26 protein-coding genes and 1 riboswitch are annotated in these 23,185 nt (G+C 73.6%); of the genes, 14 read left to right on the top strand and 12 right to left on the bottom strand.

Annotation, left to right across the window (positions count from 1 at the left end; genetic code table 11):
* Window positions 1-15: 15 nt before the first annotated feature.
* The 4 genes from FBY23_RS02000 to FBY23_RS01985 form a co-directional block, all read right to left on the bottom strand.
* A complete protein-coding gene (locus tag FBY23_RS02000) occupies window positions 16-2,601 on the bottom strand; it encodes a DUF4153 domain-containing protein (RefSeq protein WP_260805693.1) in 2,586 nt (861 codons plus the stop codon).
* 4 nt (window positions 2,602-2,605) lie between these two features.
* Window positions 2,606-3,322 (bottom strand): response regulator transcription factor, encoded by a 717-nt coding sequence (locus FBY23_RS01995; RefSeq protein WP_141796616.1) that lies wholly within the window; start codon window positions 3,320-3,322, stop codon window positions 2,606-2,608.
* 64 nt (window positions 3,323-3,386) lie between these two features.
* Window positions 3,387-4,604 (bottom strand): MFS transporter, encoded by a 1,218-nt coding sequence (locus tag FBY23_RS01990; RefSeq protein WP_260805692.1) that lies wholly within the window; start codon window positions 4,602-4,604, stop codon window positions 3,387-3,389.
* Between the two features lie 145 nt (window positions 4,605-4,749).
* On the bottom strand, window positions 4,750-5,370 hold the full coding sequence (locus FBY23_RS01985) for a superoxide dismutase (RefSeq protein ID WP_141796614.1): 621 nt from the start codon (window positions 5,368-5,370) through the stop codon (window positions 4,750-4,752).
* 152 nt (window positions 5,371-5,522) lie between these two features.
* A riboswitch (cobalamin riboswitch) is annotated at window positions 5,523-5,730 on the top strand.
* Window positions 5,731-5,782: 52 nt separating this feature from the next.
* On the opposite strand from FBY23_RS01985, the gene FBY23_RS01980 reads away from it, so the two are divergent.
* From FBY23_RS01980 to FBY23_RS01970, 3 genes are read left to right on the top strand one after another with little or no spacing between them, the layout of a single operon-like run.
* Window positions 5,783-6,772, top strand: a complete 990-nt coding sequence (locus FBY23_RS01980; RefSeq protein WP_222117691.1) for an ABC transporter substrate-binding protein — start codon at window positions 5,783-5,785, stop codon at window positions 6,770-6,772.
* Window positions 6,772-7,833, top strand: coding sequence for an iron chelate uptake ABC transporter family permease subunit (locus tag FBY23_RS01975; protein WP_141796613.1), 1,062 nt, complete (start codon window positions 6,772-6,774; stop codon window positions 7,831-7,833). The genes FBY23_RS01980 and FBY23_RS01975 overlap by 1 nt, the downstream gene beginning before the upstream one ends.
* On the top strand, window positions 7,830-8,618 hold the full coding sequence (locus FBY23_RS01970) for an ABC transporter ATP-binding protein (protein WP_141796612.1): 789 nt from the start codon (window positions 7,830-7,832) through the stop codon (window positions 8,616-8,618). The genes FBY23_RS01975 and FBY23_RS01970 overlap by 4 nt, the downstream gene beginning before the upstream one ends.
* Here FBY23_RS01970 and FBY23_RS01965 read toward each other — a convergent pair.
* Window positions 8,605-9,483 carry a sigma-70 family RNA polymerase sigma factor gene (locus FBY23_RS01965; RefSeq protein ID WP_141796611.1) on the bottom strand — a complete coding sequence of 293 codons (879 nt, stop codon included), beginning with the start codon at window positions 9,481-9,483 and terminating at the stop codon, window positions 8,605-8,607. The two genes, FBY23_RS01970 and FBY23_RS01965, sit on opposite strands and share 14 nt — an antisense overlap.
* 157 nt (window positions 9,484-9,640) lie before the next feature.
* Between FBY23_RS01965 and FBY23_RS01960 the strand changes: the two genes are divergently transcribed.
* Window positions 9,641-10,120 carry a carboxymuconolactone decarboxylase family protein gene (locus FBY23_RS01960; RefSeq protein ID WP_260805691.1) on the top strand — a complete coding sequence of 160 codons (480 nt, stop codon included), beginning with the start codon at window positions 9,641-9,643 and terminating at the stop codon, window positions 10,118-10,120.
* A 6-nt stretch (window positions 10,121-10,126) separates the two neighbouring features.
* Here FBY23_RS01960 and FBY23_RS01955 read toward each other — a convergent pair whose 3' ends face one another.
* Window positions 10,127-10,684, bottom strand: a complete 558-nt coding sequence (locus FBY23_RS01955; RefSeq protein WP_141796610.1) for an ester cyclase — start codon at window positions 10,682-10,684, stop codon at window positions 10,127-10,129.
* A 128-nt stretch (window positions 10,685-10,812) separates the two neighbouring features.
* Between FBY23_RS01955 and FBY23_RS01950 the strand changes: the two genes are divergently transcribed.
* A complete protein-coding gene (locus FBY23_RS01950; protein WP_141796609.1) occupies window positions 10,813-11,595 on the top strand; it encodes an S-methyl-5'-thioadenosine phosphorylase in 783 nt (260 codons plus the stop codon).
* Window positions 11,595-12,626 (top strand): NAD(P)-dependent oxidoreductase, encoded by a 1,032-nt coding sequence (locus FBY23_RS01945; RefSeq protein ID WP_141796608.1) that lies wholly within the window; start codon window positions 11,595-11,597, stop codon window positions 12,624-12,626. The genes FBY23_RS01950 and FBY23_RS01945 overlap by 1 nt, the downstream gene beginning before the upstream one ends.
* A gap of 12 nt (window positions 12,627-12,638) precedes the next feature.
* On the opposite strand, the gene FBY23_RS01940 is transcribed toward FBY23_RS01945, so the two are convergent.
* The gene (locus FBY23_RS01940; protein WP_141796607.1) at window positions 12,639-13,958 is read right to left on the bottom strand and encodes a hypothetical protein; all 1,320 of its coding nucleotides are present in this window, start codon (window positions 13,956-13,958) and stop codon (window positions 12,639-12,641) included.
* A gap of 113 nt (window positions 13,959-14,071) precedes the next feature.
* Between FBY23_RS01940 and FBY23_RS01935 the strand changes: the two genes are divergently transcribed.
* The 8 genes from FBY23_RS01935 to FBY23_RS01900 all read left to right on the top strand — a co-directional run bounded on the left by FBY23_RS01935 (window position 14,072) and on the right by FBY23_RS01900 (window position 19,946).
* Entirely contained in the window at window positions 14,072-14,749 is a 678-nt protein-coding gene (locus FBY23_RS01935; protein ID WP_141796606.1) for a glycosyltransferase family 2 protein, read from the top strand.
* Window positions 14,750-14,757: 8 nt separating this feature from the next.
* On the top strand, window positions 14,758-15,393 hold the full coding sequence (locus FBY23_RS01930; protein WP_222117690.1) for a DUF2064 domain-containing protein: 636 nt from the start codon (window positions 14,758-14,760) through the stop codon (window positions 15,391-15,393).
* Window positions 15,393-16,034, top strand: coding sequence for a methyltransferase domain-containing protein (locus tag FBY23_RS01925; RefSeq protein WP_141796604.1), 642 nt, complete (start codon window positions 15,393-15,395; stop codon window positions 16,032-16,034). Before FBY23_RS01930 ends, FBY23_RS01925 begins: the two co-directional genes overlap by 1 nt.
* Window positions 16,031-17,197, top strand: a complete 1,167-nt coding sequence (locus tag FBY23_RS01920; RefSeq protein WP_141796603.1) for a molybdopterin-dependent oxidoreductase — start codon at window positions 16,031-16,033, stop codon at window positions 17,195-17,197. The genes FBY23_RS01925 and FBY23_RS01920 overlap by 4 nt, the downstream gene beginning before the upstream one ends.
* The gene (locus FBY23_RS25845; protein ID WP_160158133.1) at window positions 17,194-17,652 is read left to right on the top strand and encodes a hypothetical protein; all 459 of its coding nucleotides are present in this window, start codon (window positions 17,194-17,196) and stop codon (window positions 17,650-17,652) included. The genes FBY23_RS01920 and FBY23_RS25845 overlap by 4 nt, the downstream gene beginning before the upstream one ends.
* Window positions 17,624-18,346 carry a response regulator transcription factor gene (locus tag FBY23_RS01910; RefSeq protein WP_141796602.1) on the top strand — a complete coding sequence of 241 codons (723 nt, stop codon included), beginning with the start codon at window positions 17,624-17,626 and terminating at the stop codon, window positions 18,344-18,346. The genes FBY23_RS25845 and FBY23_RS01910 overlap by 29 nt, the downstream gene beginning before the upstream one ends.
* Window positions 18,343-19,485, top strand: a complete 1,143-nt coding sequence (locus tag FBY23_RS01905; protein WP_141796601.1) for a sensor histidine kinase KdpD — start codon at window positions 18,343-18,345, stop codon at window positions 19,483-19,485. The genes FBY23_RS01910 and FBY23_RS01905 overlap by 4 nt, the downstream gene beginning before the upstream one ends.
* An 83-nt stretch (window positions 19,486-19,568) precedes the next feature.
* Window positions 19,569-19,946, top strand: coding sequence for a DoxX family protein (locus FBY23_RS01900; protein WP_141796600.1), 378 nt, complete (start codon window positions 19,569-19,571; stop codon window positions 19,944-19,946).
* On the opposite strand, the gene FBY23_RS01895 is transcribed toward FBY23_RS01900, so the two are convergent.
* From FBY23_RS01895 to FBY23_RS01875, 5 genes are all read right to left on the bottom strand, one after another.
* Entirely contained in the window at window positions 19,947-20,450 is a 504-nt protein-coding gene (locus tag FBY23_RS01895; protein WP_141796599.1) for a CAP domain-containing protein, read from the bottom strand.
* Window positions 20,451-20,540: 90 nt separating this feature from the next.
* Entirely contained in the window at window positions 20,541-20,930 is a 390-nt protein-coding gene (locus FBY23_RS01890; RefSeq protein WP_141796598.1) for a VOC family protein, read from the bottom strand.
* Entirely contained in the window at window positions 20,927-21,223 is a 297-nt protein-coding gene (locus FBY23_RS01885) for a helix-turn-helix transcriptional regulator (RefSeq protein ID WP_141796597.1), read from the bottom strand. Before FBY23_RS01885 ends, FBY23_RS01890 begins: the two co-directional genes overlap by 4 nt.
* 42 nt (window positions 21,224-21,265) lie before the next feature.
* Entirely contained in the window at window positions 21,266-22,687 is a 1,422-nt protein-coding gene (locus FBY23_RS01880; RefSeq protein ID WP_141796596.1) for a cytochrome P450, read from the bottom strand.
* Window positions 22,687-23,184: a GNAT family N-acetyltransferase gene (locus tag FBY23_RS01875; protein ID WP_141796595.1), complete on the bottom strand. Its 498-nt coding sequence runs from the start codon at window positions 23,182-23,184 to the stop codon at window positions 22,687-22,689. Before FBY23_RS01875 ends, FBY23_RS01880 begins: the two co-directional genes overlap by 1 nt.
* Window position 23,185 lies beyond the last annotated feature (1 nt).

The following is a 23,185-nucleotide window of genomic DNA, read 5'->3' as shown; positions in this document are numbered from 1 at the left end:
GCCTCGATCCGTGGCTCAGTCGGCGCGGCCCGAGCACCCGTCCGTCACGGACGTGACCGTCCCCGTGTCGTCGAGCGCATGGTCGGCCCGGGCCCGCCCCAGGTTCCACTCCAGCCAGTCGTCCCCACCGACCTCGCGGCCCGCGAGCGCGCACACCCGGTCGTTGCCGGTGAGCTCGGCGAGCACCGGGACGGCGTCGTCGGAGAGGTCGCGGAGGTAGAACCAGTCGACGCGACCGGTCTCGTCGTACCGGTCCAGGTTGTGGCGGGCGATCCAGGCGTCCGGGTTGACGAGGGCCAGGCCGAGCAGGCCGACGACGCCGCTGATCAGCGCGAACCGGGCGAGCCAGGCGCCACGCAGCCCGATGCCGCTGACCACGACGGCGAGCACCAGGACGCCGAGCCAGCCCTCGAAGACATCGACGAGCAGGCGCAGCCGGGTGAAGCCGTAGGCCTCCTGGTAGACGTCCATCCGGTACAGCGCGGACGCGACGACGACCAGGGTCTCGGCGCACAGCGCGCCGAGCGCCACCCGCAGCCAGAGCCGGTCGGAGGCCGTCTCGCGCGGGGCCTTGCGGGCGGCGACGGCGATCACGAGCAGGGTGAGGGCGGTGGCCACGGTGAGCTGGGCGAAGCCCTCGTGGACGTACTCGGCGTACGTCAGGCCGGTCGTGCGCTGCAGGTAGGCGTGCCCGCCGAAGACGACCGTCGCCTGTGCGACGAGGAAGACCGCGAAGACGGCGACGACGACGAGGACCGGGGCGAGCCACTCGTAGCGGCGCGCCACCGAACGGGGGCCGGTGGTGTCGCGGTCGACGCGCGGCGGGTTGAGGGAGAGGTACGCCGCGGCGAGCACCGTCCCGCCGACGGCGACGGTCACGAAGGCCCGCAGCACGAAGGTGTCGATGGTGAGGTCGGGCAGCAGCGCGTCGATCCACTCCGCGACGAGGGCGTCGGCGGAGGCGAACAGGGCGCCGAAGACGACCAGCCCGAGCACGGACCAGACCAGCGTGCGCAGCAGCGCCGCGCCGTGCCCGACGACCGGGATCGCCCCGATCGTCCGCCCCAGCCACGGCATCCCGCGCAGCCCGGCGACCGGCCACATCAGGCCGGACAGCAGGAAGCCGCCCAGGCTGCGCCCGCGGGTCACGCCGATCACGCACACGCCGGCCCCGGCGAGCAGGCAGAGCACCACCACCCATTCGGCGGCGCGTACGACGGACGTCGCGGCGAGCAGCACGCACAGTCCCGCGCAGGCCATCGTGAACGGGTCGCGTCGGTCGCGGCTGGCGCCGAGCACGACGGCACCGGCGGCGAGGAGGACCAGGAAGGTGCCGATGCCCAGCGCCCGCTCGGGCAGGACCAGGCCGCCGAGCAGGCCGGCGCCGAGCGCGCCGAGCAGCAGGGCCGGGCGGGCCGGGACACCTCGCTCGGGCCAGAACCCGCCGAGCAGGTCGTCGGTGATCGACGGGGGTGGGGAGGCCGGGGCGGGCGACGGGGCGGGCGATGGGGCGGTGGGAGTGGACACGGGTGCCTCCTGGATCGGTACGGCGGCCGGTCGGGCCGCGGGTTCGAGCGGCAGGTCGACCCGGACCCGGGCGCCGCTGCTCCCGTCGGCCGGGTCGAGGAAGCCGATGGTGCCGCCGTGCAGGTCGGTGACCCACCGCGCGATGGCGAGACCGAGCCCGGTGCTCCCCGTCCCGGCGGACGCGGCGAGGGTGCCGAACGGCTCGAAGACGCGCTCGCGGTCGGCCGCGGGGATGCCGGGGCCGGAGTCGCGGACCTCGATCCGGTACCGCTGCCCCGCGACCTCGGCCCGCACGACGACGGACCCGCCGGAAGGACTGTGCCGCGAGGCGTTGTCGAGCAGGTTGGCGACCAGCTGGTGCAGGCGGGCCGGGTCGGCGGTGACGACGAGCCCGGGTGGGGTGACACGCACGTCGTACGTCACGCCGCGGCCGAGCGCCTCGGCCTCCGCGACCGCGTCCATCAGCAGCGTGGCGAGCGGGACGGGGCGGGCTGCGAGCGGCGCCCGGCCGGCGTCGACCCGGGCGAGGTCGAGCAGGTCCTCGACCAGCCGGCTCATCCGCTCGGCCTGGGTGAGCGCCGTGGCCAGCACCGCCGGATCGTCGGGTGCGACGCCGTCCACCACGTTCTCGAGGACCGCCCGCAGCCCGGCGAGCGGGGTGCGCAGCTCGTGGCTGACGTTGGCGACCAGCTCGCGCCGCTGGCGGTCGACGCCGGCGAGGTCGCGGGCCATCGTGTTGAACGCGCGGGCCAGCTCGCCGACCTCGTCGCGGGCGGTGTCGGGGACGCGGACGGCGTAGTCGCCGGTCGCCATCCGCCGGGCCGCGGCGGTCATCTGCCGCAGCGGAGAGGTCATCCCGACCGCGAGCAGCTGCGTCAGCGCCAGCGCGAGACCGATGGTGACGGGGATCGTCAGCCAGGTGGGGACGCCGTCGGAGCGGCCGAGGGCCGCGACCAGCGCGGCGACCGTGGCGCTGGCAGCGACGAGCAGGCCGAGCTTGACCTTGATCGAGCGGACGCCGACCAGCGGCTGTGCCCTCCGTTCGCCCGCGCCCCCTACGTATTGGTCGCTCACCGGGCTATTCCTCGACCAATCCGTAGGGGGTGCGGAACGCCGGCACCTCGAGCGCATAGCCCACCCCGTGCGCCGTACGGACCAGGTCGGCACCGACCTTGGCCCGCAGCCCCTTCACGTGGCTGTCCACGGTGCGGGTCCCGGTCGCACCGGCCCACCCCCACACCTCGGCGAGCAGCTTCTCGCGGGTCACGACAGCACCCGGCGTCGCCGCGAGGCACAGCAGCAGGTCGAACTCGGTCGGCGTGAGCCGCACCTCCTCCTCGCCGCGCCACACCCGCCGGCCCGGCGCGTCGACCCGCAGGTCACCCAGCTCCAGAGCCTTGCGGCCGGCCAGCTCCGTGGCGCGATCCACGCGCCGCAGCAGCGCAGCGACGCGGGCGACCAGCTCGCGCATCCGGAACGGCTTGGTCAGGTAGTCGTCCGCCCCGACCCCGAGCCCGACCAGCACGTCGGCCTCGTCCGCGCGGGCGGTGAGCATCAGCACGGGCACCGGCCGGTCGGCCTGGATCCGGCGGCACACCTCGTGCCCGTCGTAGCCGGGCAGCATCACGTCGAGCAGCACCAGGTCCGGCGCGTGCTCGGCGTGCGCCGCCACCGCGCCGGGACCGTCGAAGGCGCGGACGACGTCGTACCCCTCGGCCTGGAGGCGGTCCGCGACCGCCTGGTTGATGACCGGGTCGTCCTCGACGACGAGGACCAGGCGGCGCACGCTCTCCATGTCTCCGAGGCTAGGGGCCTCGGCGGGCGGGATGCGGGGACGACGTGTGGAGGTTTCGTGCAGATCAGCCGGCGAGCTCGTCCTCGACGTACCGGTCACCGGTGGCGTAGAGCCCGCACAGGTAGAGCGGCACGCACAGGCCGAGCAGCAGGAGCACCGACGGCGTCCAGGTCCCCGTCGCGGCGTGCAGGGCGCCGACGCCGAACGGGCCGGCGGCGGCCATCAGGTAGCCGGTGGACTGGGTGAAGCCGGACAGTGCGGCGGTGCCCTCGGGAGTCCGGGCGCGCAGACCGATCATGGTCAGCACCAGCGGGAAGGTGCTGGTGCCGCAGCCGATCGCGAGCGCCCACAGCCAGCCGAGGGGTCGCGGGTCGGCGAGGAAGCCGAGGTACCCGACCGGGTAGCAGGCGATCAGGGCGGTCAGCAGCCAGCGCTGGTCGCGCATCCGGCCGGCGAGGATCGGGATGAGCAGCGAGAGCGGGATGCTGGCACCGGTCACGACGCCGAGCAGGATCCCGGACGCCTCCGCGGAGTAGCCGGCATCGCGGCACATCTGCGCGAACCAGCCGAAGATCGCGTACGCCTGCAGCGACTGCAGGCCGAACGCGCCCGCCATCGCCCACCCGAGCCGGGTGCGGGCGATGGCGCCGACCCCGAGCGAGCGGGTACGACGCCCCTCGTGGAGGTCGTGCCGGATCAGCCCGATCCACGGCAGCACCGCGATCCCCGCCGTCACCGACCACGCGACCAGGCCACGGGTGTAGTCGACCTGGTCACCGCTGCCGGACGCGATCGGCACGCTGAGCGCCGACGACGCGGTGAGCCCGACCGCCATCGACGTCGTGTAGACCGCCGTGACCTGCCCGACGCGGGCGGGGAAGTGCAGCTTCACCAGCGACGGCATCAGGACGTTGGCGGTGGCAGCGCCGGCGAGCGCGGTGAAGGAGAGGACGAGGAACAGCCAGCCCTGGTGGACGTGCCCGCGGGCCCACAGGCACCCGGTGAGCAGCAGCAGGCCGATCAGGGCGACCCGGTGCAGCCCGATCCAGGACGCCAGCCTCGGTGCGGCCCCGCCGACCACGGCGAAGCAGATCACCGGCAGCGTGGTGAGGATCCCGGCCTCCGTGCTACCGAGTGGGACGCCGGCCCGGATCTCCTCGAGCAGCGGGCCGACGCTGGACGCGGCCGGACGCAGGTTGAACGCGAGGACCACGATCCCGAGGACGACGAGCAGGCGCTGGAGGCGGCTGTCCTGGGCGGCGTCGGCGGAGGTGGCTGTCACGGAGTCATGGAACACCAGGCGTCGGATGTCCATTCCGGCGGGTTCACCTGCCGTACGTCGCCCGCCGCACCAGCACCTCGAACCGGACCGCGGTCGGCGCCGCCCCCTCCGTTGGTCGGTGGGCCCCGGCGTCCCGCAGCCCGGATCAGGCGATCAGTCCGGGGGTCTGGGCGACCGCGGCCTCGAAGCGGCGCTGCACGTCGGCCCAGTTGACGATGTTCCACCACTGCTGGACGAAGGTGGCCTTGTCGTTGCGGTACTGCAGGTAGTAGGTGTGCTCCCACATGTCGAGCATGAGCAGCGGGACCATGCAGATCGGCACGTTCCCCTGGTGGTCGAAGTGCTGGATGATGTAGGGCCGCTGGGCCAGCGTGTCCCAGGTGAGGACCGACCAGCCGGAGCCCTGGACGCCCAGCGCGTTGGCCTGGAAGTGGGCGCGGAACCTGTCGAAGCCACCGAAGTGCTCCTCGATCGCCTGCGCCAGCTCGCCGGTCGGCTTGTCGCCGCCGTCGGGTGACATGTTGGGCCAGAACACGGAGTGGTTGACGTGGCCGCCGAGGTGGAACGCCAGGTTCTTCTCGAGCGTCGAGAGGCTGCCGAAGGACTCCTGCTCGCGTGCCTCCGCGAGCTGCTCGACGGCGGTGTTGATGCCGGTGACGTAGGCGTTGTGGTGCTTGCCGTGGTGCAGCTCCATGATCTCGCCCGAGATGTAGGGCTCCAGGGCGGCGTAGTCGTAGGGCAGGTCGGGCAGCGCATAGACGGACATGTCGCAAGCCTTTCGCTATTGCAAGTTATTTGCAACAATCGGACCGGGACTTGCTACCCCTGCGGGGCGTCCCCCACCACTCGCCCGGGCGGGCACGAGGTGGGGGCGCCCCGCGTCCGTCCAGAACCCCCGGAGCGGCCGGGAGCGCCCGTGCTAGCGTCCGCCCTGCCAGTCGTGCTCACGAGCATCGTGAGTCAGGGAACCCGGTGGAAGTCCGGGACTGACGCGCAGCGGTGAGGGTGACGGGCGGGGCAGCACGCCACTGGCGACGCACGGCAGACACTCGGCCGGCGTTGCTGGGAAGGCGCTCCGTCCGGTCGATCCCGAGTCCGAAGACCTGCTGGCCGTGGATCCTCCAGGGTCCGCGTCACCCACCCACACAGGCTTCGCGCAAGAGCCTCGGACCGAAAGAGTGACCGTGACGTTCCGTCGTACCCGCTTCCTGGCTGCCCTCGCCGCACTCCCCCTGCTCCTCACCGCCTGTGCCGGCGCCCCCGAGGCACGGGAGAGGATCGCCACCGCCGCCGGCTTCCCCGTCGAGGCGAGCGGTTGCGGCTTCACTGCCACCGTCGCCGCGCCGCCCGAGCGCGCGGTCACCATGAACCAGGGCGCCACCGAGGTGATGCTGGCGCTCGACCTGTCCGACCGGATGGTGGGGACGGCGTACCTCGACGACGCGGTGCCGGAGAAGTGGCAGGAGACGTACGACGCGGTGCCGGTGCTGTCGAAGGAGTACCCCGACCACGAGACACTGCTCGCCGCGAAGCCCGACTTCGTCTACGGCTCCTACGCCAGCGCGTTCGCCGCCGAGTCGGCCGGGACGCAGGACGAGCTCGCGGACCTCGGGATCGGCTCCTTCCTGTCCCTGTTCGGCTGCGGCGACAACCGGCCGAGCGCCGACGTCTCGTTCGACTCGGTCTGGGACGAGATCGAGACGGTCGCCGACGTCTTCGGCGTTCCCGAGCGGGCCGCCGCCCTCGAGAGGGAGCAGCAGGGACAGCTCGACGAGCTGGCCGCGACGAAGCCGGGCGCCGGCCTGGACGTGTTCTGGTACGACTCCGGCGACAAGACGGCGTTCGCCGGCACCGGCGACGGCGGCCCACAGCTGATCCTCGATGCCGTCGGCGCGACCAACGTCTTCGCCGACGTCGAGGGCGGCTGGGCCGACGTCAGCTGGGAGGAGGTCGTCGCGGCCGACCCCGACGTGATCGTGGTGGCCGACGCGGGCTGGTCGAGCGCCGAGGAGAAGATCGCGCTGCTCGAGAAGGACCCGGTGCTCAAGAGCCTGCGGGCCGTCCAGGCGGAGGCGTACGTCGTGCTGCCCTTCTCCGAGACCACGCCCGGCGTCCGGCTCGCCGACGGTGCGGTGTCGGTCGGCACGCAGCTCGCCGAGCTCGGCTGATGCTGCGGCCGGTCCGTCCCGCGCGGAGCCGGCCGGGCGCCGGCCTCGTGGTGGGCACCGCGCTGGCCGCGCTGCTCGCGGTGTCCGTCGTCGTCGCCGTCGGCATCGGCTCGGTCCACGTCCCGTCCGGCGACGTCGTCGACGTCGTGCTCGCTCGGCTGGGGCTCCCGGTGGACGGCGTGACGGTGATCGATGACCGGATCGTGTGGCAGCTGCGCCTGCCCCGGGTCGTCGGCGCCGCCGCCACCGGGGCCGGGCTCGCGATCGCCGGCGCGGTGCTCCAGTCACTGACCCGCAACGACCTGGCCGACCCGTACCTGCTGGGCATCTCCGGCGGCGCGACGGTCGGCGCGGTCAGCGTGATCGTGCTCGGCGTGAGCGTGGCCGGACTGGCAGGAGGTGCCGCGCTCGGCGCCGGCGCCTTCGTCGGCGCCCTGCTGGCACTGGCGCTGGTGCTCGTGCTGGCGACCGGCCGCACGGGCGACCTGCCGCCCCCACGCACCGTGCTGGCCGGTGTCGCGATCGGGCAGATCTGCGCGGCGTACACGTCCTTCGTCGTGATGGTCAGCGGCGACCACGACTCCGCCCGCCGCGTGCTCGCCTGGACGATGGGCTCACTCGCCGGCGTCCGCTGGCAGAGCGCGACCCTCCTGCTCGTGGTCGCCGTCCTCGCGCTGGTCGCGATCCTCGCTTGCTCCTCGGACCTGGACGCCTTCGCGTTCGGCGACGCCGCGGCATCGTCGCTGGGTGTCTCGGTGCGGCGCGCGCGCTGGCTGCTGATGGTCGGTACCGCGCTGCTGACCGCCTGCCTGGTGGCCCACACGGGTGCGATCGGCTTCGTGGGACTGGTCGTCCCGCACGTCGTACGGCTGGTCGTGGGGCCGCTGCACCGCCGGCTGCTGCCGCTCAGCGCGCTCGCGGGTGCCGTGCTCCTGATCTGGGCAGACACCGCGGCCCGCTCACTGCTCGACGGCCAGGAGATCCCGATCGGCGTGGTGACGGCGGTCCTCGGCGCACCACTGTTCGCCTACCTGCTGCGCCGGGAGTCGAGGTCGCAGTGAGCCTGCGCGCCGAGGACCTGACCTGGGGTGTCGCCGGCCAGACGATCGTCCACGACGTCGACCTCGACTGCCCCGAGGGCACCGTGACGGGTCTGCTCGGACCCAACGGATCGGGGAAGACCTCGCTGCTGCACGTGCTGGCCGGCCTGCGCCGACCAGGCGGCGGCACGGTCGAGCTCGCCGGCGAGGACGTCCACCGGATGCCGGCCCGCTCCCGTGCCCGGCGGATCGCCTTCCTCGAACAGCACGCCTCGACGAGGCTGCCACTCACCGCCCGTCAGGTGGTCGAGCTGGGCCGGATCCCGCACCGCGGCCGGTGGCCGGCGGCACGCGACGAGGGCGCAGCCGAGATCGCGGCGGCGATGCGGCTCGGTGGGGTGGCGCACCTGGCCGAGCGCACCTGGTCCACGCTCTCCGGCGGCGAGCGGCAGCGGGTCCAGCTGGCGCGGGCCCTCACCCAGCGACCCGACCTGCTCGTCCTCGACGAGCCGACCAACCACCTCGACCTGGCCCACCAGATCGACCTGCTCGCCACCGTCCGGGCGCTCGGCCTGACGACCATCGCAGCCCTGCACGACCTCGACCTGGCCGCGGCGTTCTGTGACCGTCTGATCGTGCTGCGCGAGGGCCGGGTGGTGGCCGCGGGGCCGCCGGCCGACGTACTGACCGCGGAGCTGGTCCGCGACGTGTACGGCGTCGAGACCACCGTCGCGCGCCACGACCACTCGGGCCGGCTGCACGTGGTCTGGCACGACCCGCGGGCGGCCCGCGTCAGGGTGCCGTGACCTGAGCAAGCACGTCGGGGTCGGTCCAGGTGTCGACGCCGACGATCCGGCCCTCGGCCACGGTGAACGCCATGACGCTGAACAGCTCGTCGTGCAGCGTGATGACGACGCCCGCTCGCCCGTTGACGAGCACCGGGTGCACGAGCCGGTCGGGGTGGGCGAACATGAGGGCGTTGCGGGCGATCGTCTCGGCGCCCTCGTAGGTCACGACGCCGCCGCGCAGTGCACCCAGGTCGGAGTGCAGCACCGCATCGGGGGCGAGGACGCCGAGCAGCCGCTCGAAGTCGCCGGCGTGTGCCGCGGCGAAGAACGCGTCGACCACCTCGCGCTGGCGCGACGGGCTGTCCGGGCGGACGGTGTCGGTGCCGCGGACCCGGCGCCGGGCGCGGCTGGCGAGCTGGCGGGTCGCGGCGGGGGTGCGCTCGACGATCGGCGCGATCTCCTCGAACGGGACGCCGAACAGGTCGTGGAGCACGAACGCGATCCGCTCCGCCGGGGCCAGCTGGTCGAGCACCACCAGCAGCGCCAGCCCGACCGAGTCGGCGAGCAGGGCCTGCTCCTCGGGCAGCGCGCCGTCGTACGGCGTCACGACGGGATCGGGCAACCGCTCGACCCGCTCCTCGAGGGAGTCCTCGCGACGGGTCGCGCGGAAGCGCAGGGTGTTGAGCGCGATCCGGCCGACGACGGTGGTGAGCCAGCCGCCGAGGTTGTCGATCTCGGCGGCGTCGGTGCGGTGCAGTCGCAGCCAGGCCTCCTGGACCGCGTCCTCGGCCTCGGTGGCCGAGCCGAGCACGCGGTGGGCGACCGTGAGCAGGTGACGGCGGTGCTGCTCGAAGGCCGCGGCCAGGGTGACGTCGTCGTTCACGGATGGTCCTCTCCTCAGGGGTCGTCTCTCTGACCCCGAGCGGGCCGTGGATGTGACAGCCCCGATCTTTTCGCAGTCTCTCGCGGATCCCGGTCACACTCGGCCGCCGCCGCGGGTCAGGGAGGCGAACAACCCACCACGATCCGAGGAGAACACGATGACCACCATCGAGCCCCGCATGGCCAACCCCGCCCAGGTCCTTCCCGACGCCTTCAAGGGCATCGGCAGCCTGCTGACCGCCGTCGCCAAGGGCGGCGTCCCGACCTCCACCCTGGAGCTGGTCGCCCTGCGTGCCAGCCAGCTCAACGGCTGCAGCGCCTGCGTCCAGGGCCACCTCGACGCGCTCCAGGGCGCCGGCGAGTCCGTGGACCGCATCGTCGGCGTCGCGGCCTGGGGCGAGTCGCCGTACTTCGACGAGGCCGAGCGCGCCGCCCTCGCCCTCACCGACGCCCTCACCCGGCTCGCCGACAGCCACGACCCGGTGCCGGACGAGCTGTGGCGCGAGGTGACCAAGCACTACGACGAGAAGCAGGTCTCCGCACTGCTGCTGCAGATCGCGACGCTCAACCTGTTCAACCGGGTCAACGTCGCGGTCCGCGAGCGGGCGGACGCGCCGAGCTGGAAGCAGGCCGGCTGAGCAGGCTCAGCCGAGGTCGGGCGGCACCGTCTCCGTGAGCCGGGGATCGGGGTCGCCCGACGCCATGCCCAGCGCCCCCGCCACGACGCGGCCGAGGGTGAGCAGGTCGCCGGGCTTGCGCTTGTCGAGCCCGGCGACCAGCTGCTTGAGGATGGTCAGCTGGTCGAAGTAGATCCGCTCCGCGACGAGGTTCTCGTCCTCGTCGAAGACGAAGTACGCCGTCATCCGGGTCCGGTGCGCGGACCCGGTCGGCGGCATCCTCCCGAGCGGGCCGAGGTGGGTTCCCGTCAGCCAGAACTCCACGACCACAGCGTCGTGGGTGTGCCGCAGCGCGATGATCTCGTGGTCCTGGTCCGGAAAGGCGACCCGCGTGTCGTGGTAGTAGCCGCGCACCTCGTCGTCGCCGTCGTGGACCGTCATCGACGCGATCAGCTCGTAGTGCGGGTGCGGGAAGGTCGACAGGGTCGCGTCCCAGTCCTGGCGCACCTCGTCGTGGAAGTGGTCGAGCACCAGCTTCTCGCGGGCCTCGAGGACCTCGACGGGCGGCAGCGTGAAGCGGGACATCGGCGACTCCTGGCAGTGGGTGGGGTTCGCGACCGTACTCCCTCTCGGGCGGGCGGATCCCCTTACGGAGCCGTGAAGAACCGGTTCGACCCGTCGCGTTCCCGACCTCCCGCTGGGACGGTGGCCCCATGGCAGACGTCGCACAGGTGGCAGTGATCGGTGGGACCGGCTTCTACGACCTCCTCGGAGCCGGATCCAGCCGACACATCGACACGCCGTACGGCGAACCCTCGGCACCGGTCTCGATCGGCGAGGTCGGGGGACGGCAGGTGGCGTTCCTGCCCCGGCACGGCCGCGACCACGAATACCCGCCGCACCTGATCAACTACCGGGCGAACCTGTGGGCGCTGGCGTCGCTGGGCGTGCGGCAGGTGATCGCGCCGTGTGCGGTCGGCGGCCTCGGCGCGACCGTGTCGCCCGGGGACCTCGTCGTCCCCGACCAGCTCGTCGACCGCACCAGCGGTCGCGTGCAGACCTTCGTCGACACCGGCGCGGTGCACGTGCCCTTCGCCGACCCGTACTGTCCCGGGGTCGGCGCCGCCCTGGCCGCCGCGGACCCGGCGGTCCGCCAGGGCGGCACGATGGTCGTGGTGGACGGGCCACGGTTCTCGACCCGGGCCGAGTCACAGTGGTTCGCGGCCGCCGGCTGGAGCCTGGTCAACATGACCGGGCACCCCGAAGCCGTCCTGGCCCGCGAGCTGCGGCTCTGCTACTCGGCACTGGCTCTCGTCACCGACCTGGACGCGGGGACCGCGACCGGGGACGGGGTCGGCCAGGAGGAGGTGTTCGCGCTGTTCCGCGCCAACCTGGACCGCCTGGGTGCGCTGCTCGACCGCGCCGTGGCCGGGCTGCCGGACCCGGAGGGCTGCAGGTGCTCGACGTGGGCCGACGGGATCGAGCTCACCTACTGATGCGGGTCCTGCTGACCGGCTCGGCCGGGTTCATCGGCTCGGCCGTCGCCCGTGCCCTCGCCGAGCGTGGCCATGAGGTGGTCGGAGTCGACCTGCTGCTGCCCCAGGCCCACGGCGAGACCAGCCCGAGGCCGGGAACGCATCGCCTCGACGTCCGCGACGCCCTCGCGTGGAGCGAGCTGCTGACGGGCATCGACGTCGTGTGCCACCAGGCCGCCGTCGTCGGAGCCGGCGTCACGGTGAGCGACCTGCCGCTCTACGCCGGTCACAACGATCTCGGGACCGCGGCGCTGCTCGCGGCGATGCACGCGGCGGGCGTACGACGACTCGTGCTCGCCTCCTCGATGGTGGTCTACGGAGAGGGACGCTATGTGTGCCCCGAGCACGGCGAGCAGCGGCCCGGCGCCCGCCCCGCTGCGGCGCTGGAGGCCGGGGTCTTCGAGAATGCCTGCCCCAGCTGCCGCCAGCCACTCGGCTGGGCGAGCGTTCCCGAGGACGCGCCCCTCGACCCGCGCAGCGCCTACGCCGCCAGCAAGGTCGCGCAGGAGCACTACGCGTCAGCCTGGGCACGCGCGACCGGCGCAGCCGTGACGGCGCTGCGCTACCACAACGTCTACGGCCCGGGCATGCCGCGGGACACGCCGTACGCCGGGGTGGCCGCGATCTTCCGGTCCTCGCTCGAACGCGGCGAGGCGCCCCGGGTGTTCGAGGACGGTGGCCAGGTGCGCGACTTCGTGCACGTCGACGACGCGGCCACCGCCAACCTCCGTGCCGTCGAGCTCGCGGACCCGGTCGCCTTCACGGCGTACAACATCTGCTCGGGGACCCCGGTGACGATCGGCGAGGTCGCCTCCCTGCTGGCCGGCGCTGTCCGCGGTCCGGTCCCCGTGGTCACCGGGCAGTACCGTCTCGGCGACGTCCGGCACGTGGTCGCCTCACCGGACCGGGCGCGGATCGGGCTCGGGTTCTCCGCGACCATCACTCCGGCCCGTGGGATCCCGGCCTTCGCGACCGCCCCGCTGCGGGGATAGGGCTCTCCCAGGTCACCAGAAGGTGGCGACCAGGTGCTCGACGAGCAGCGCGGTCGCCACCTGCAGCGCCAGGCCCCACCGCAGCCACCGGTCGGGCAGGGCGGCGACCGACAGGGTCAGCCAGGGCACGAACGGCAGCCAGATCCGCTCCACCTCCGCCTTGCTCATCATCGAGATGCTGGCCAGCGTGATCGCCGTGACGGCGGCCAGTGTGATCGCTCGGGATGCTCGCGGCAGGTCCGGCGCGCGGGCCAGACCGGCGCTGACGAGCGGACCTGCCGTGGCGAGCAGCACCGCGACGTTCCCCCACACCCAGTACGACGCCGGCCGCTGCGTCGCGATCCCAGCCCAATAGCGATCCACCAGCACCGGGAACGCCTCCCACCACGCGAATCCCGCCACCGCGAAGCCGAGCACCACCGCTGCCGCCGCGAGGGCACACGGCACCAACGGCCGCCAGCTGCGCCGGCCGGCGAGCAGGCCGAGGGCGACGACACCGAAGACCGGCAGCCCGTAGGACATCATGACCAGGCAGCCGAAGAGCAGCCCGGAGGACAGGGCCCATGCGACGGCCCACCTGGTGGGGCGGGTGGCGAGCGCGAGGCACACCATCGCCCAAGCCGCCACCGCCGCCATGACGGCATCCGCTGACACCGCCATCGTGACGGCAGCCGGGGTGAGGACGACGAACGGGGCTACCCGTCGGGCCGTCGTCTCCTCGCCGAGGATGCGCAGTGTCAGCAGCACCGCCGGTGCGATCGAGGCCGCCACCGCCGTCACGACGACCCCGGCAGCGAGGTCGCCCCCGAGGCCGATGCGATCCAGACCGACGAAGAACAGCACCATCCCGGGCGGATGACCGGCGACGTGCACGGGCCAGTGGTCAGGGGCGTCGAGCGGGATCCGGGCGACGTACGTGTGCAGGAGGGCGCCGATGTCTGTGACCGAGCGCGCGGTGCGCAGGTACTCGCTGCGGTGCCCGAGGACCCGCGACAGGCCGTCGGTGCCGTCGACCGTTGCGAGGGCGAGCAGCCAGCACAGCGCCCCTGCGTACGACGCCAGCAGGAGAGCGCCGTTGCCGAGCCGCCGGGCCAGTGCGGGCCCGTACCCGATGCCGAGGACGGCGAGCAGCAGGGCCGGCGCGGTGCCCGGCCCCAGCCGCGGCATCCACTCGCCGTGCCAGGGCGGCAGGGTCCGGCTCATCGGGTAGCGGGCGGAGCGGGCGTGGACGTCCCAGCCGGTCGACAGCGGCACCAGGATCGCCGCCGCGATCAGGCCCAGTGCGCCGGCGAGCGCCAGCCATGGGAGCGCCGAGCGCACATGAGAGCCCATGTCCGCACCGTAGGACGTACGACGGCCGCGACCGGCGCGAGCGGCGGCGGCGTCACGGATTCGTAAGCACCGAGCCCGGTCGGAGTGGCATCGGCCCACCTAGCGTTCATCGCATGAGGCACGTCCCGATCGCAGACGGCGTGTGCGACCTCGTACTGCCCTGCCGGGACGAGGCTCCTGCGCTGGCCGTCCTCCTGCCGAAGGTGCCCGCGCAGCTGCACGTGATCGTCGTCGACAACGGCTCGTCCGACGCCACGGCCGACGTCGCGGCCCGGCTCGGTGCGAGCGTCGTGCACGAGGACGAGCCCGGCTACGGCGCCGCCGTCGCGGCGGGGCTGGCGGCCGCGACCCGGCCGGTCGTGGCGTTCATGGACGGCGACGGTTCCTTCGACCCGGCCGACCTGGCGGCTCTCGTCGACGACGTCGCCGCGGGCCGCGCGGACCTCGCGGCGGGTCGCCGGCGACCCGTCGCCGCCGGCACCTGGCCCTGGCACGCCCGCGCCGGCAACGCGCTCGCGGTCCGCCTGCTGCACCGCCGCGTCGGCCTCCCGCTGAGCGACCTCGCCGCGATGCGGGCATGCCGTCGCGAGGCCCTGCTGGCGCTGGGCGTGCACGACCGCAGGTTCGGCTATCCGGTGGAGATGTTGCGCCGGGCGGCCGCCGCGGGGTGGACGTTCAGCGAGCACGACGTCGCCTACCACCCCCGGGCGGCGGGCACCCGCTCCAAGGTGTCGGGGTCGGTGCGTGGCACCCTGCGGACCGCTCGCGACTTCACGCGGGCGCTGTCATGAGTGCCGGGGTGAGGATCCTGGTGACCGCGAAGGCGCCCGTGCCCGGGCTGGTGAAGACGCGTCTCGCGCGCGATGTCGGCGACCGCACCGCGGCCGGACTCGCCGCAGCGGCGCTGCTCGACACGATCGACACCTGCGTCGCCGCGGTCGGAGCCGCCTCCTGCCACCTCGCCCTCGCCGGCGACCTGGCCGCGGCCGTGCGCGGAGAGGAGATCTCCTCCGCCCTCGCGCGGTGGACGGTTCGGGCCCAGCGGGGTCGCACCTTCGCGGACCGGCTGGCGACGGCCCACGCCGCGACGCCGGGGCCGGTGCTCCAGATCGGCATGGACACGCCCCAGGTGACGCCGGCCGACCTGACGGCCGCGGCCGATCTCCTCGAGGCGCACGACGCCGTGGTCGGGCCGGCGTACGACGGGGGCTGGTGGCTGCTGGGCCTCCAGGACCCGACCCTGGCCGCGCGCCTGCGCACGGTGCCGATGTCGCAGCCGGACACCTGCGCGCGCACGATCGCCGCACTCGCCTCGGGAGTCGTGACGACGCGCACCCTGCGCGACGTCGACACGATCGCCGACGCCGCAGTGGTGGCCCGGACCGCACCCCGGTCGCGGTTCGCGAGGTCGTGGCAGACCCGCGAGGTGCCCTGATGCAGGCCGAGTCGTCCTTCGCCGACACCTTCGCAGCGGCGCTGCGCAGCGGCGACTGCACGGTCATCGGCCTGCACCCGGAACCGACCGTCGTACCGGTGGGTGAGTGGACCGCGCCGGCCGGGCCGCTCGACCTCGCGATCCTCGACCTCTGCGACGGACCGACCCTGGACATCGGGTGCGGCCCCGGTCGGATGGCCACGGCACTGGCCGAGCGCGGACAGATCGTGCTGGGCATCGACGTCGTGGCCGAGGCCGTGCAGCAGACCAACCGGCGAGGAGCCTCGGCCCTGCTGCGCGACGTGTTCGCGAACGTCCCGGCCGAGGGACGGTGGTCCACGGTGCTGCTCGCGGACGGGAACGTCGGCATCGGTGGGGATCCGGTCGCCCTGCTCGTCCGCGTCGCGCAGCTGCTCGCCCCTGTCGGGAGCGTGGTCGTCGACCTCGCCGAGCCCGGGATCCCGGCCCGTGTCGTCTGGGCGAGCCTCGCCTCGGGGTCGACGCGCAGCCGACCGTTCCGGTGGGCCGTGGTCGGCGTCGACGACATCGCCGACCTCGCTGCCCGCGCCGGCCTGACGGTCCGCACGGTGGAGTGCCTCGGGTCACGCTGGTACGCCGTCCTCGGGAAGGGACGCCGATGAGGCCGACCGCACCGTCCTTCCACTCCCGCCTGCGCAGCGCCGCCGTCGCTGCCCGAGTGGGCACCTGGCTGGGCGTCTGCTTCTCCATCGCCTTCGCCACCGGGCTGGTCAGCCACTACGCCCAGGCCGGGCACCAGCCGATCCCCTTCCCGACCGCTCCCAGCTGGGGCTACCGGGTCACCCAGGGTCTGCACGTGACGTCGGGAACGATGGCAGTGCCGCTGCTGCTCGTGAAGCTCTGGGCCGTCTACCCCCGCCTGTTCGAGCTCCGACTTCCGGCCGGGCGCTCTCGGGCCGAACTGGCCGCGCTGGGCCGACACGCCGTCGAGAAGGCGTCGATCGGCATCCTGGTCGCGGCCGCGATCTTCCAGCTGGCCACGGGGCTCGCGAACACCGCCCAGTGGTACCCGTGGCCGTTCTCCTTCCGGCACGTGCACTACGCCGTCGCCTGGCTGGCGATCGGCGCGCTGGTCGTGCACATCGGGGTGAAGCTGCCGGTCATCAGCGGCGTGCTCGCCCGGCCCGTCGACGACACGCTGTTCGACCGGCCGGAGGCGACACAGCCGGGCGCGCTCAGCCGTCGGGCCCTGCTGCGGACCACCTGGCTCGCGGCCGGAGCAGCGGCCCTGCTGACCGCCGGCGCGGCGGTCCCGGCGCTGCGGAAGGTGTCGCTGTTCGCCGTGCGCTCCGGAGACGGGCCCCAAGGCATCCCCGTCAACCGGTCCGCACGCGCCGCGGGGGTGACCGCGGACGACGTGGGTCCGGCGTACCGACTGACCGTCGTGCACGGCGATCGCACGCTCACCTTGACCCTCGCCGACCTGCAGGCGCTGCGGCAACGCACCCGCGACCTCCCCATCGCCTGCGTCGAGGGCTGGAGCGCGTCGGGACGGTGGACCGGGGTACCGCTCCGCGACCTGCTCGACCAGGTCGGAGCACCGCAGGGCGCCGACGTGCGGGTGATGTCCCTGCAACGCCGCGGTGGCTGGGCGACCAGCCTCCTGCCCGCCAACTTCGCGACCCACCCCGACACGCTGCTGGCCCTCGGGCTCGACGGCGACCCGCTCGACCTCGACCACGGCTACCCGGCCCGGCTGATCGCGCCCGACCGTCCCGGCGTGCTGCAGACCAAGTGGGTCACCCGGATCGAGGTGCGGGCATGAGGCGTCTGCTGGTCGCCGTCGGCGTCGCAGCGATCGGGTACGGCGGATGGCTCGTCCTCACCACCGTGCCGCCCCATCGCTGGTTCGCGGTCGTGCTGTGGCTGGTCGCCGGCGTCGTGGTGCACGACGCGGTGATCGCTCCCGTGAGCCTTGCCGCCGGCTGGGCGCTCGACCGCTGGGGCGTCGCGTCCGCGGGCCGCCGGGCCGCGCGGGACGCGATCGGAACGGGCCTGCTGCTGGTCGGCTCCCTCACGCTGGTGGCGGTCCCCGTGCTCGGCGGGTGGGGTCGACGGCCCGACAACCCGACCCTCCTCGACCGTGACTACGTCGGCGGATGGCTGGGCGTCGTCGCGCTGGTGGTCGTGGGGCTCGGCGCACGGTCGCTGGTGGTCCTAGGCTCGAGGAGAACGGCCGCAGGGGGTGATCATGGCGCGGGTGCTGGTGGTGGACGATGACCCCACGGTGCGCGAGGTCGTGTCGAGCTACATCCGCGCGCACGACCACGAGGTGGTGGAGGCCGGTGACGGCGAGAGCGCGCTGCAGACGATGGCGCGACGACCGGCCGACCTGGTCGTGCTCGACCTGATGCTGCCCGGCATCGACGGGCTCGAGGTCTGCCGCCGGCTCCGCGCGGTGCGGAGCGTCCCGATCATCATGCTCACCGCGCTCGGTGGTGAGCTGGACCGCGTCGCCGGCCTCGAGCTCGGCGCGGACGACTACGTCAGCAAGCCGTTCTCGGCGCGGGAGCTCGCGCTCCGCGTCGAGTCCGTGCTGCGCCGCAGCTCCGCCTCGGCCCCGGGACTGCCTGACCGACTGGTCGACGGCGACCTCGTCATCGACCACCCGCGACGGTCAGCGGTGCTGCGCGGCGAGGGCCTGACCCTGACCGGGCGGGAGTACGACCTGTTGCGCTACCTGGTCGCGCACCCGGGAGTGACCTTCTCCCGCGACGACCTGCTCGAGAACGTGTGGGGGTGGTCGATCGGTGACCGGTCGACCGTCACCGTGCACGTGCGCCGGCTGCGCGAGAAGGTCGAGGCCGAGCCCTCCCACCCCGCCCGCCTCGTCACCGTGTGGGGTGTGGGCTACCTGTGGGAGCCGGCTGCGGCAGCGGCGCTCGGAGCGATGCGGGACGGGGCGGGCTCATGACCGGAACCGCGTTGGGACAGGTGATCCTGGTCGCCGCCGGCTGCGCGCTGCTGGTCGGGCTGGCCGGACTCGCGACCAGCTGGCTCACCCGGACGCGGTCCCTGCGCTGGCACCTCGCCGTGCTCGTCCTGGTGGCCGTGATCGCGCCGTACGCCGGTCTGCTCGCGCTGACCCGGCTGATGTTCCTGTCCCAGCACGACCTCACCGTGGCGACGTACGCCGGCGGTGCCGCCGCGGTGGTCACGGGACTGGTCGCCTACGGCATCGGTATCGCCGTGGACCGCTGGGCCTCGCGCGTGGGCCGCCACGTCCGGGCGCTCGGGTCCGGGAGCGACGCCGACATCGGGCAGCCGGCCGGACCGGCCGAGTTCCGGCAGCTGACCGAGGCGCTCCTCGAGACCCGGGCCGACCTCGCCGCCTCCCGCGAGCGTGAGCAGCGCCTGGACCAGTCGCGCCGCGACCTCGTCTCCTGGGTGTCCCACGACCTGCGGACCCCGCTGGCCGGACTGCGTGCCATGGCCGAGGCCATCGAGGACGGCATGGCCCCGGATCCCGCGGTCTACCTGCGCAAGATCACCAGCAACGTCGACACCATGACGTTGATGGTCGACGACCTGTTCGAGCTGTCGAGGATCCACGCCGGCGCGCTGGTGCCCCGGCGTGAGTCCGTCGTGCTCCGTGACCTGGTGAGCGAGGCGCTCGCCGGCGCCGACCCCGTGGCCCGGACGCGTCGGGTACGCCTCGGGGGTGAGGTGGCCGACGAGATCCGGGTGAGCGCGGATGCCGCTGCGCTGTCGCGCGCGATCTCGAACCTGATCGTGAACGCCATCCGGCACACGCCGCCGGACGGGGCGGTCGAGGTCGTGGCCTCGGTCGTCGCCGGCGGCGTCGAGCTCTCCGTGACCGATGAGTGCGGCGGGATCCCCGACGCCGACATGACCTCGGTCTTCGACGTGGGCTGGCAGGGCTCGTCGGCGCGCAGCCCGTCCGACACGCACGCCGGCGCCCTGACCGGACGGGCTGGTCTGGGGCTGGCCATCGTCCGGGGGATCGTCGAGGCCCACGAGGGTGAGGTGTCGGTGGCGAACCTCGATCCGCAGACCGGCTGCAGGTTCTCGATCCGGCTCCCCGCCAGCTAGGTGCACCCGCGCACCGCGGTGGGCGTGACCAGGGTGACCCGCCGGTCCGTGGGTGCTGTTCGAGGGTTCTAGGGTCGGGCCTCATGAACCTCGTCGTGTGGATCGCCACCGGCCTGTTGGCCGCGCTGTTCCTGGTCTCGGGTACGTCGAAGCTGGCCCGGTCGAAGGAGCAGCTCGCCGCCGATCCGCGGATGGGCTGGGCCGAGTCGACGCCCGCCGCCCTGATCAAGCTGATCGGCGCGAGCGAGGTGCTCGGTGCCCTCGGCATGGTCCTGCCCGGCGCGCTCGAGGTCGCGACCGGCCTCGTCCCCGCCGCCGCCATCGGCCTGGCCGTGATCATGCTCGGCGGCATCGTCGTCCACGCCCGCCGCGGCGAGCCGCAGAGCATCGCGATGAACGTCGTCCTGCTCGCCCTGGCCGTCTTCGTCGCGGTCGAGCGGATCGGCCCGCAGGCCTTCTGATCACCCGGCAGGCGCCCGGAAGATCACGCTGACGTAGACGACCCCGCGCCCGTCACGCCACGCACCCACCGCCGCCTGGCGGTACGACGGCCGCACGATCACCTCGTGGTGCGACGGCGAGTCCATCCAGGCGCGGACCACGACGGCCGGGTCACCGAAGCCCTTGCCGCGCGCGATGATCTCGCCGACCCGGCGCCCGCCACAGTGGCCGAAGACCTTGCCCAGCCCGGGGTAGTGCACCATCTCGTCACGCACCGCCATCCTCCGCGACCGCGACTCGGCGAGGTCGTCGACGCAGTCGGAGGCGGTCAGCCCGTGCAGTCCGCGGCGTGCCCGGCGCCGGTCGATCGCCGCCAGCACGGCGGACTCGTAGGCGTCCCCCATCGGTCGCACCTGCCGGTCGGGGGCGTTCGCCGAGGCCTCCCGCGGGCCGGCGGCGACGAGCGCGCTCGTGACGACGAGCAGCGCGAGGACCGCGCGAACCGCGCGGGCGATGGCACGCATGGGGACACCTCCGAGTCGGTGTGGTCCCTCCACGCTGGTGCTTGACCACCGTCGGCGTCAACCGCGGCGTCCACGCTCGCGGCGACGGGATCAGGGCTTCATCGCGAGGATCTGGACGAGGTTGCCGCAGGTGTCGTCGAGCACGGCGACGTACGCGTTGCCGATGTCGGTGGGCGGCTGCGTGAACCGCACCCCCAGCGCCGTCAGCCGGGCGTGCTCGGCCTCGACGTCGTCGACGGCGAACTGGGCGAGCGGGATGCCGTCGGCGACCAGCGCGTCGCGGTACGGCTTGACCGCCGGGTGGCCGGACGGCTCGAGCAGCAGCTCCGGCCCGTCCGGGGCATCCGGCGAGACGACGGTGAGCCACGCGGCGTCGCCGAGCGGGATGTCGTGGCGGACCTGGAAGCCGAGGACCTCGGTGTAGAACTTCCGCGCAGCGGCCTGGTCGTCGACGAAGATGCTGGTCAGGTTGATCCTCATGGGGTGTCCTCCGGGTCGGTCGGGGTGGCGGCCCAGCGCTCGGCGATGGCCGCGAGCGGGGTGCGGTCGAAGTGGTGCAGCTTGGTGCGGCCCTGGCGCTCGGTGGTGACCAGGCCCGCCTCCTCGAGCACCGCGAGGTGCTGGGAGATCGCCTGCCGGCTGGACCCGATCCCGTGCCTCATGGCCAGGACCGTGCAGATCTCGAACAGCGACCGGCCGTCACGCTCGGCCAGGGCGTCGAGGATGAGGCGCCGGGTCTCGTCGTCGAGGGCCCGGAACACGTCGGCGGTCATGGCGCGACGATAGGCAAGTCATTGCTTGCATGTCAACGCCGGTCATCGGCGCAGCGCGACCGCCCGGACCCGGCCGCCGCGACCGGGGATCATCGTCACGTTGCGGTGGATCGGCCGTTCCGGCGCGGGATCGTCGAGGACCAGGTCGGCCCGCCGCACGATCTCGGGTACGACGATCCGCAGCTCCTCCATCGCCAGCGCAGCTCCGAGACAGCGGCGCGTCCCGCCACCGAACGGCAGCCACTCGTGCGTGCCCGGCCTGCGGCCACAGAACCGCTCGGGCGCGAACCGGAAGGGGTCCGGGTAGAGGTCGTCGCGGTGGTGGAGCAGCAGGATCCCCACCAGCAGGCGGCTGTCAGGCGGCACCACGACGTCCCCGAGCTGCCACGGCACCCGCACCCGCCGCCCGATCAGGGGAACGACGGGGCGCACCCGCATCGACTCGGTGATCGTCGCCTCGACGTACCCGTCCGGGTCCTCGCCCGAGCGCACCACGTCGCGCAGGCGGTCGTCGGCGGCCGGCGTCCGCAGCAGCCGCTCGAAGGTCCAGGCGATCGAGTTCGCCGTCGTCTCGTGGCCGGCGAGGACCAGGGTCAGCAGCTCGTTGCGCAGCTCGAGGTCGGTCAGCGGTGCGCCGTCCTCGTCGCGGACATCGAGCAGCAGGCCGAGGATGTCGTGCCGGGCGCCCGGCTCGTGGGCCGCGCGACGCGCCGCGATCACGTCGTACATCGCCGTGTCGAGGCGCCGCACGATCCACTTCTGCGGCCCGACCGACTCCTCGCGGTCGAGGTTGAGCAGCTCGGCGAGCTGGGCGAGCGGACCGACCGAGAGCCGCAGCGTCTGGCGTACGACGTGCCGCAGCCGCGCCTCCTCCGGCGCGGCCCGATGGTCGATGCCGAAGACGCCGCTCATGATCACGTCGAGCGTGATCGCCTGCGTGGTGGCGGCCAGCGGGAACGCCGTACCCGTGGTCCAGCGGTCGAGATGGCGCCGGGTCGCGGCCTCGATCTCCGCTCGGTAGCGGGCGATCGCGTCGCCGTGGAAGGACGGCATCATCAGCTTGCGGCGGCGCCGGTGCTGGTCGCCGACGGCGGTGAGCACCGACAGCCCGAGGATCGGGCGCACCGGCGACTCGCCCGCGAGCGAGGGCGCCACGTCGGGGTGGGCGGCGAACAGCGAGCGGACGTGCTCGGGGTGCCGGGTCACCACGACCGGTCGCGGGTCGAGCAGGCTGGCGAACGAGAACGCCTCGCCGAGGCCGGCGCCGGCGAAGAGCTCCCCGCCGAGGTCGGCGGTGATCCGCAGGCTCTGCCGCAGCCGGTTCGGGTGCCCGGTCGGTACGGCGGCCGGGCCGGTGGCGCCGGGCGCCAGCGGCCCCGCGGTCGAGGACTCCGGTGGGACGGGGTCGAGCGCGCCCCCGGTGGCGGGCCGTGCGTACCAGGGATCCGGACGGCCGCGGCGCATCAGTCCGTCCGCCCGGCCCAGTCCGCGCGCAGGATGCTGTAGGAGTAGCAGTCGTGGAAGGCGCCGGCGCGCCACTGGGCGCCGCGGACCGTGCCCTCGCGGGTGAAGCCCGCCTTCTCCAGGGCGCGCTGCTCGGCGAGGTTCTCCACGTCGGTGCTGGCCTCGACGCGGTTGACGTTGGTGTGCCGGAAGAACAGGTCGACCAACGCCCGCTGGGCCGCCGTCCCCGCGCCGCGGCCGCGCGCCTCCGGACGCAGCCCGATGCCGATCATCGGGTTACGCGACTCGGGCATCGGGCCCCACTGCTGCCAGATCCAGCTGACGCTGCCGAGCAGCAGGCCGTCGGTGTCGCAGACGGCCATCCCGCCGGGCTCGCGCAGCACCGGGGAGTAGGGCTCGGTGCGGGGCACCCGCGGCCCGAAGTCGTCGAACGGTGCCTCGCCGACCGCCAGCAGCGGCAGGTCCTCGGCCACGACGGGCCGCAGCACGACCTCCATC

The organism is Nocardioides sp. SLBN-35 (assembly GCF_006715725.1).
GTDB lineage: Bacteria > Actinomycetota > Actinomycetes > Propionibacteriales > Nocardioidaceae > Nocardioides.
This window is presented reverse-complemented; position numbering and strand designations above follow the sequence as displayed.

Coding starts and splice junctions, on each gene's coding strand:
- FBY23_RS01875 (WP_141796595.1), bottom strand. CDS start 23,184: ATGGAGGTCGTGCTGCGGCCCGTCGTGGCCGAGGACCTGCCGCTGCTG.
- FBY23_RS01905 (WP_141796601.1), top strand. CDS start 18,343: ATGACCGGAACCGCGTTGGGACAGGTGATCCTGGTCGCCGCCGGCTGC.
- FBY23_RS01945 (WP_141796608.1), top strand. CDS start 11,595: ATGCGGGTCCTGCTGACCGGCTCGGCCGGGTTCATCGGCTCGGCCGTC.
- FBY23_RS01890 (WP_141796598.1), bottom strand. CDS start 20,930: ATGAGGATCAACCTGACCAGCATCTTCGTCGACGACCAGGCCGCTGCG.
- FBY23_RS01940 (WP_141796607.1), bottom strand. CDS start 13,958: ATGGGCTCTCATGTGCGCTCGGCGCTCCCATGGCTGGCGCTCGCCGGC.
- FBY23_RS01885 (WP_141796597.1), bottom strand. CDS start 21,223: ATGACCGCCGACGTGTTCCGGGCCCTCGACGACGAGACCCGGCGCCTC.
- FBY23_RS01935 (WP_141796606.1), top strand. CDS start 14,072: ATGAGGCACGTCCCGATCGCAGACGGCGTGTGCGACCTCGTACTGCCC.
- FBY23_RS01995 (WP_141796616.1), bottom strand. CDS start 3,322: ATGGAGAGCGTGCGCCGCCTGGTCCTCGTCGTCGAGGACGACCCGGTC.
- FBY23_RS25845 (WP_160158133.1), top strand. CDS start 17,194: ATGAGGCGTCTGCTGGTCGCCGTCGGCGTCGCAGCGATCGGGTACGGC.
- FBY23_RS01925 (WP_141796604.1), top strand. CDS start 15,393: ATGCAGGCCGAGTCGTCCTTCGCCGACACCTTCGCAGCGGCGCTGCGC.
- FBY23_RS01895 (WP_141796599.1), bottom strand. CDS start 20,450: ATGCGTGCCATCGCCCGCGCGGTTCGCGCGGTCCTCGCGCTGCTCGTC.
- FBY23_RS01985 (WP_141796614.1), bottom strand. CDS start 5,370: ATGTCCGTCTATGCGCTGCCCGACCTGCCCTACGACTACGCCGCCCTG.
- FBY23_RS01900 (WP_141796600.1), top strand. CDS start 19,569: ATGAACCTCGTCGTGTGGATCGCCACCGGCCTGTTGGCCGCGCTGTTC.
- FBY23_RS01955 (WP_141796610.1), bottom strand. CDS start 10,684: ATGTCCCGCTTCACGCTGCCGCCCGTCGAGGTCCTCGAGGCCCGCGAG.
- FBY23_RS01910 (WP_141796602.1), top strand. CDS start 17,624: ATGGCGCGGGTGCTGGTGGTGGACGATGACCCCACGGTGCGCGAGGTC.
- FBY23_RS01880 (WP_141796596.1), bottom strand. CDS start 22,687: ATGCGCCGCGGCCGTCCGGATCCCTGGTACGCACGGCCCGCCACCGGG.
- FBY23_RS01920 (WP_141796603.1), top strand. CDS start 16,031: ATGAGGCCGACCGCACCGTCCTTCCACTCCCGCCTGCGCAGCGCCGCC.
- FBY23_RS01975 (WP_141796613.1), top strand. CDS start 6,772: ATGCTGCGGCCGGTCCGTCCCGCGCGGAGCCGGCCGGGCGCCGGCCTC.
- FBY23_RS01960 (WP_260805691.1), top strand. CDS start 9,641: ATGACCACCATCGAGCCCCGCATGGCCAACCCCGCCCAGGTCCTTCCC.
- FBY23_RS01950 (WP_141796609.1), top strand. CDS start 10,813: ATGGCAGACGTCGCACAGGTGGCAGTGATCGGTGGGACCGGCTTCTAC.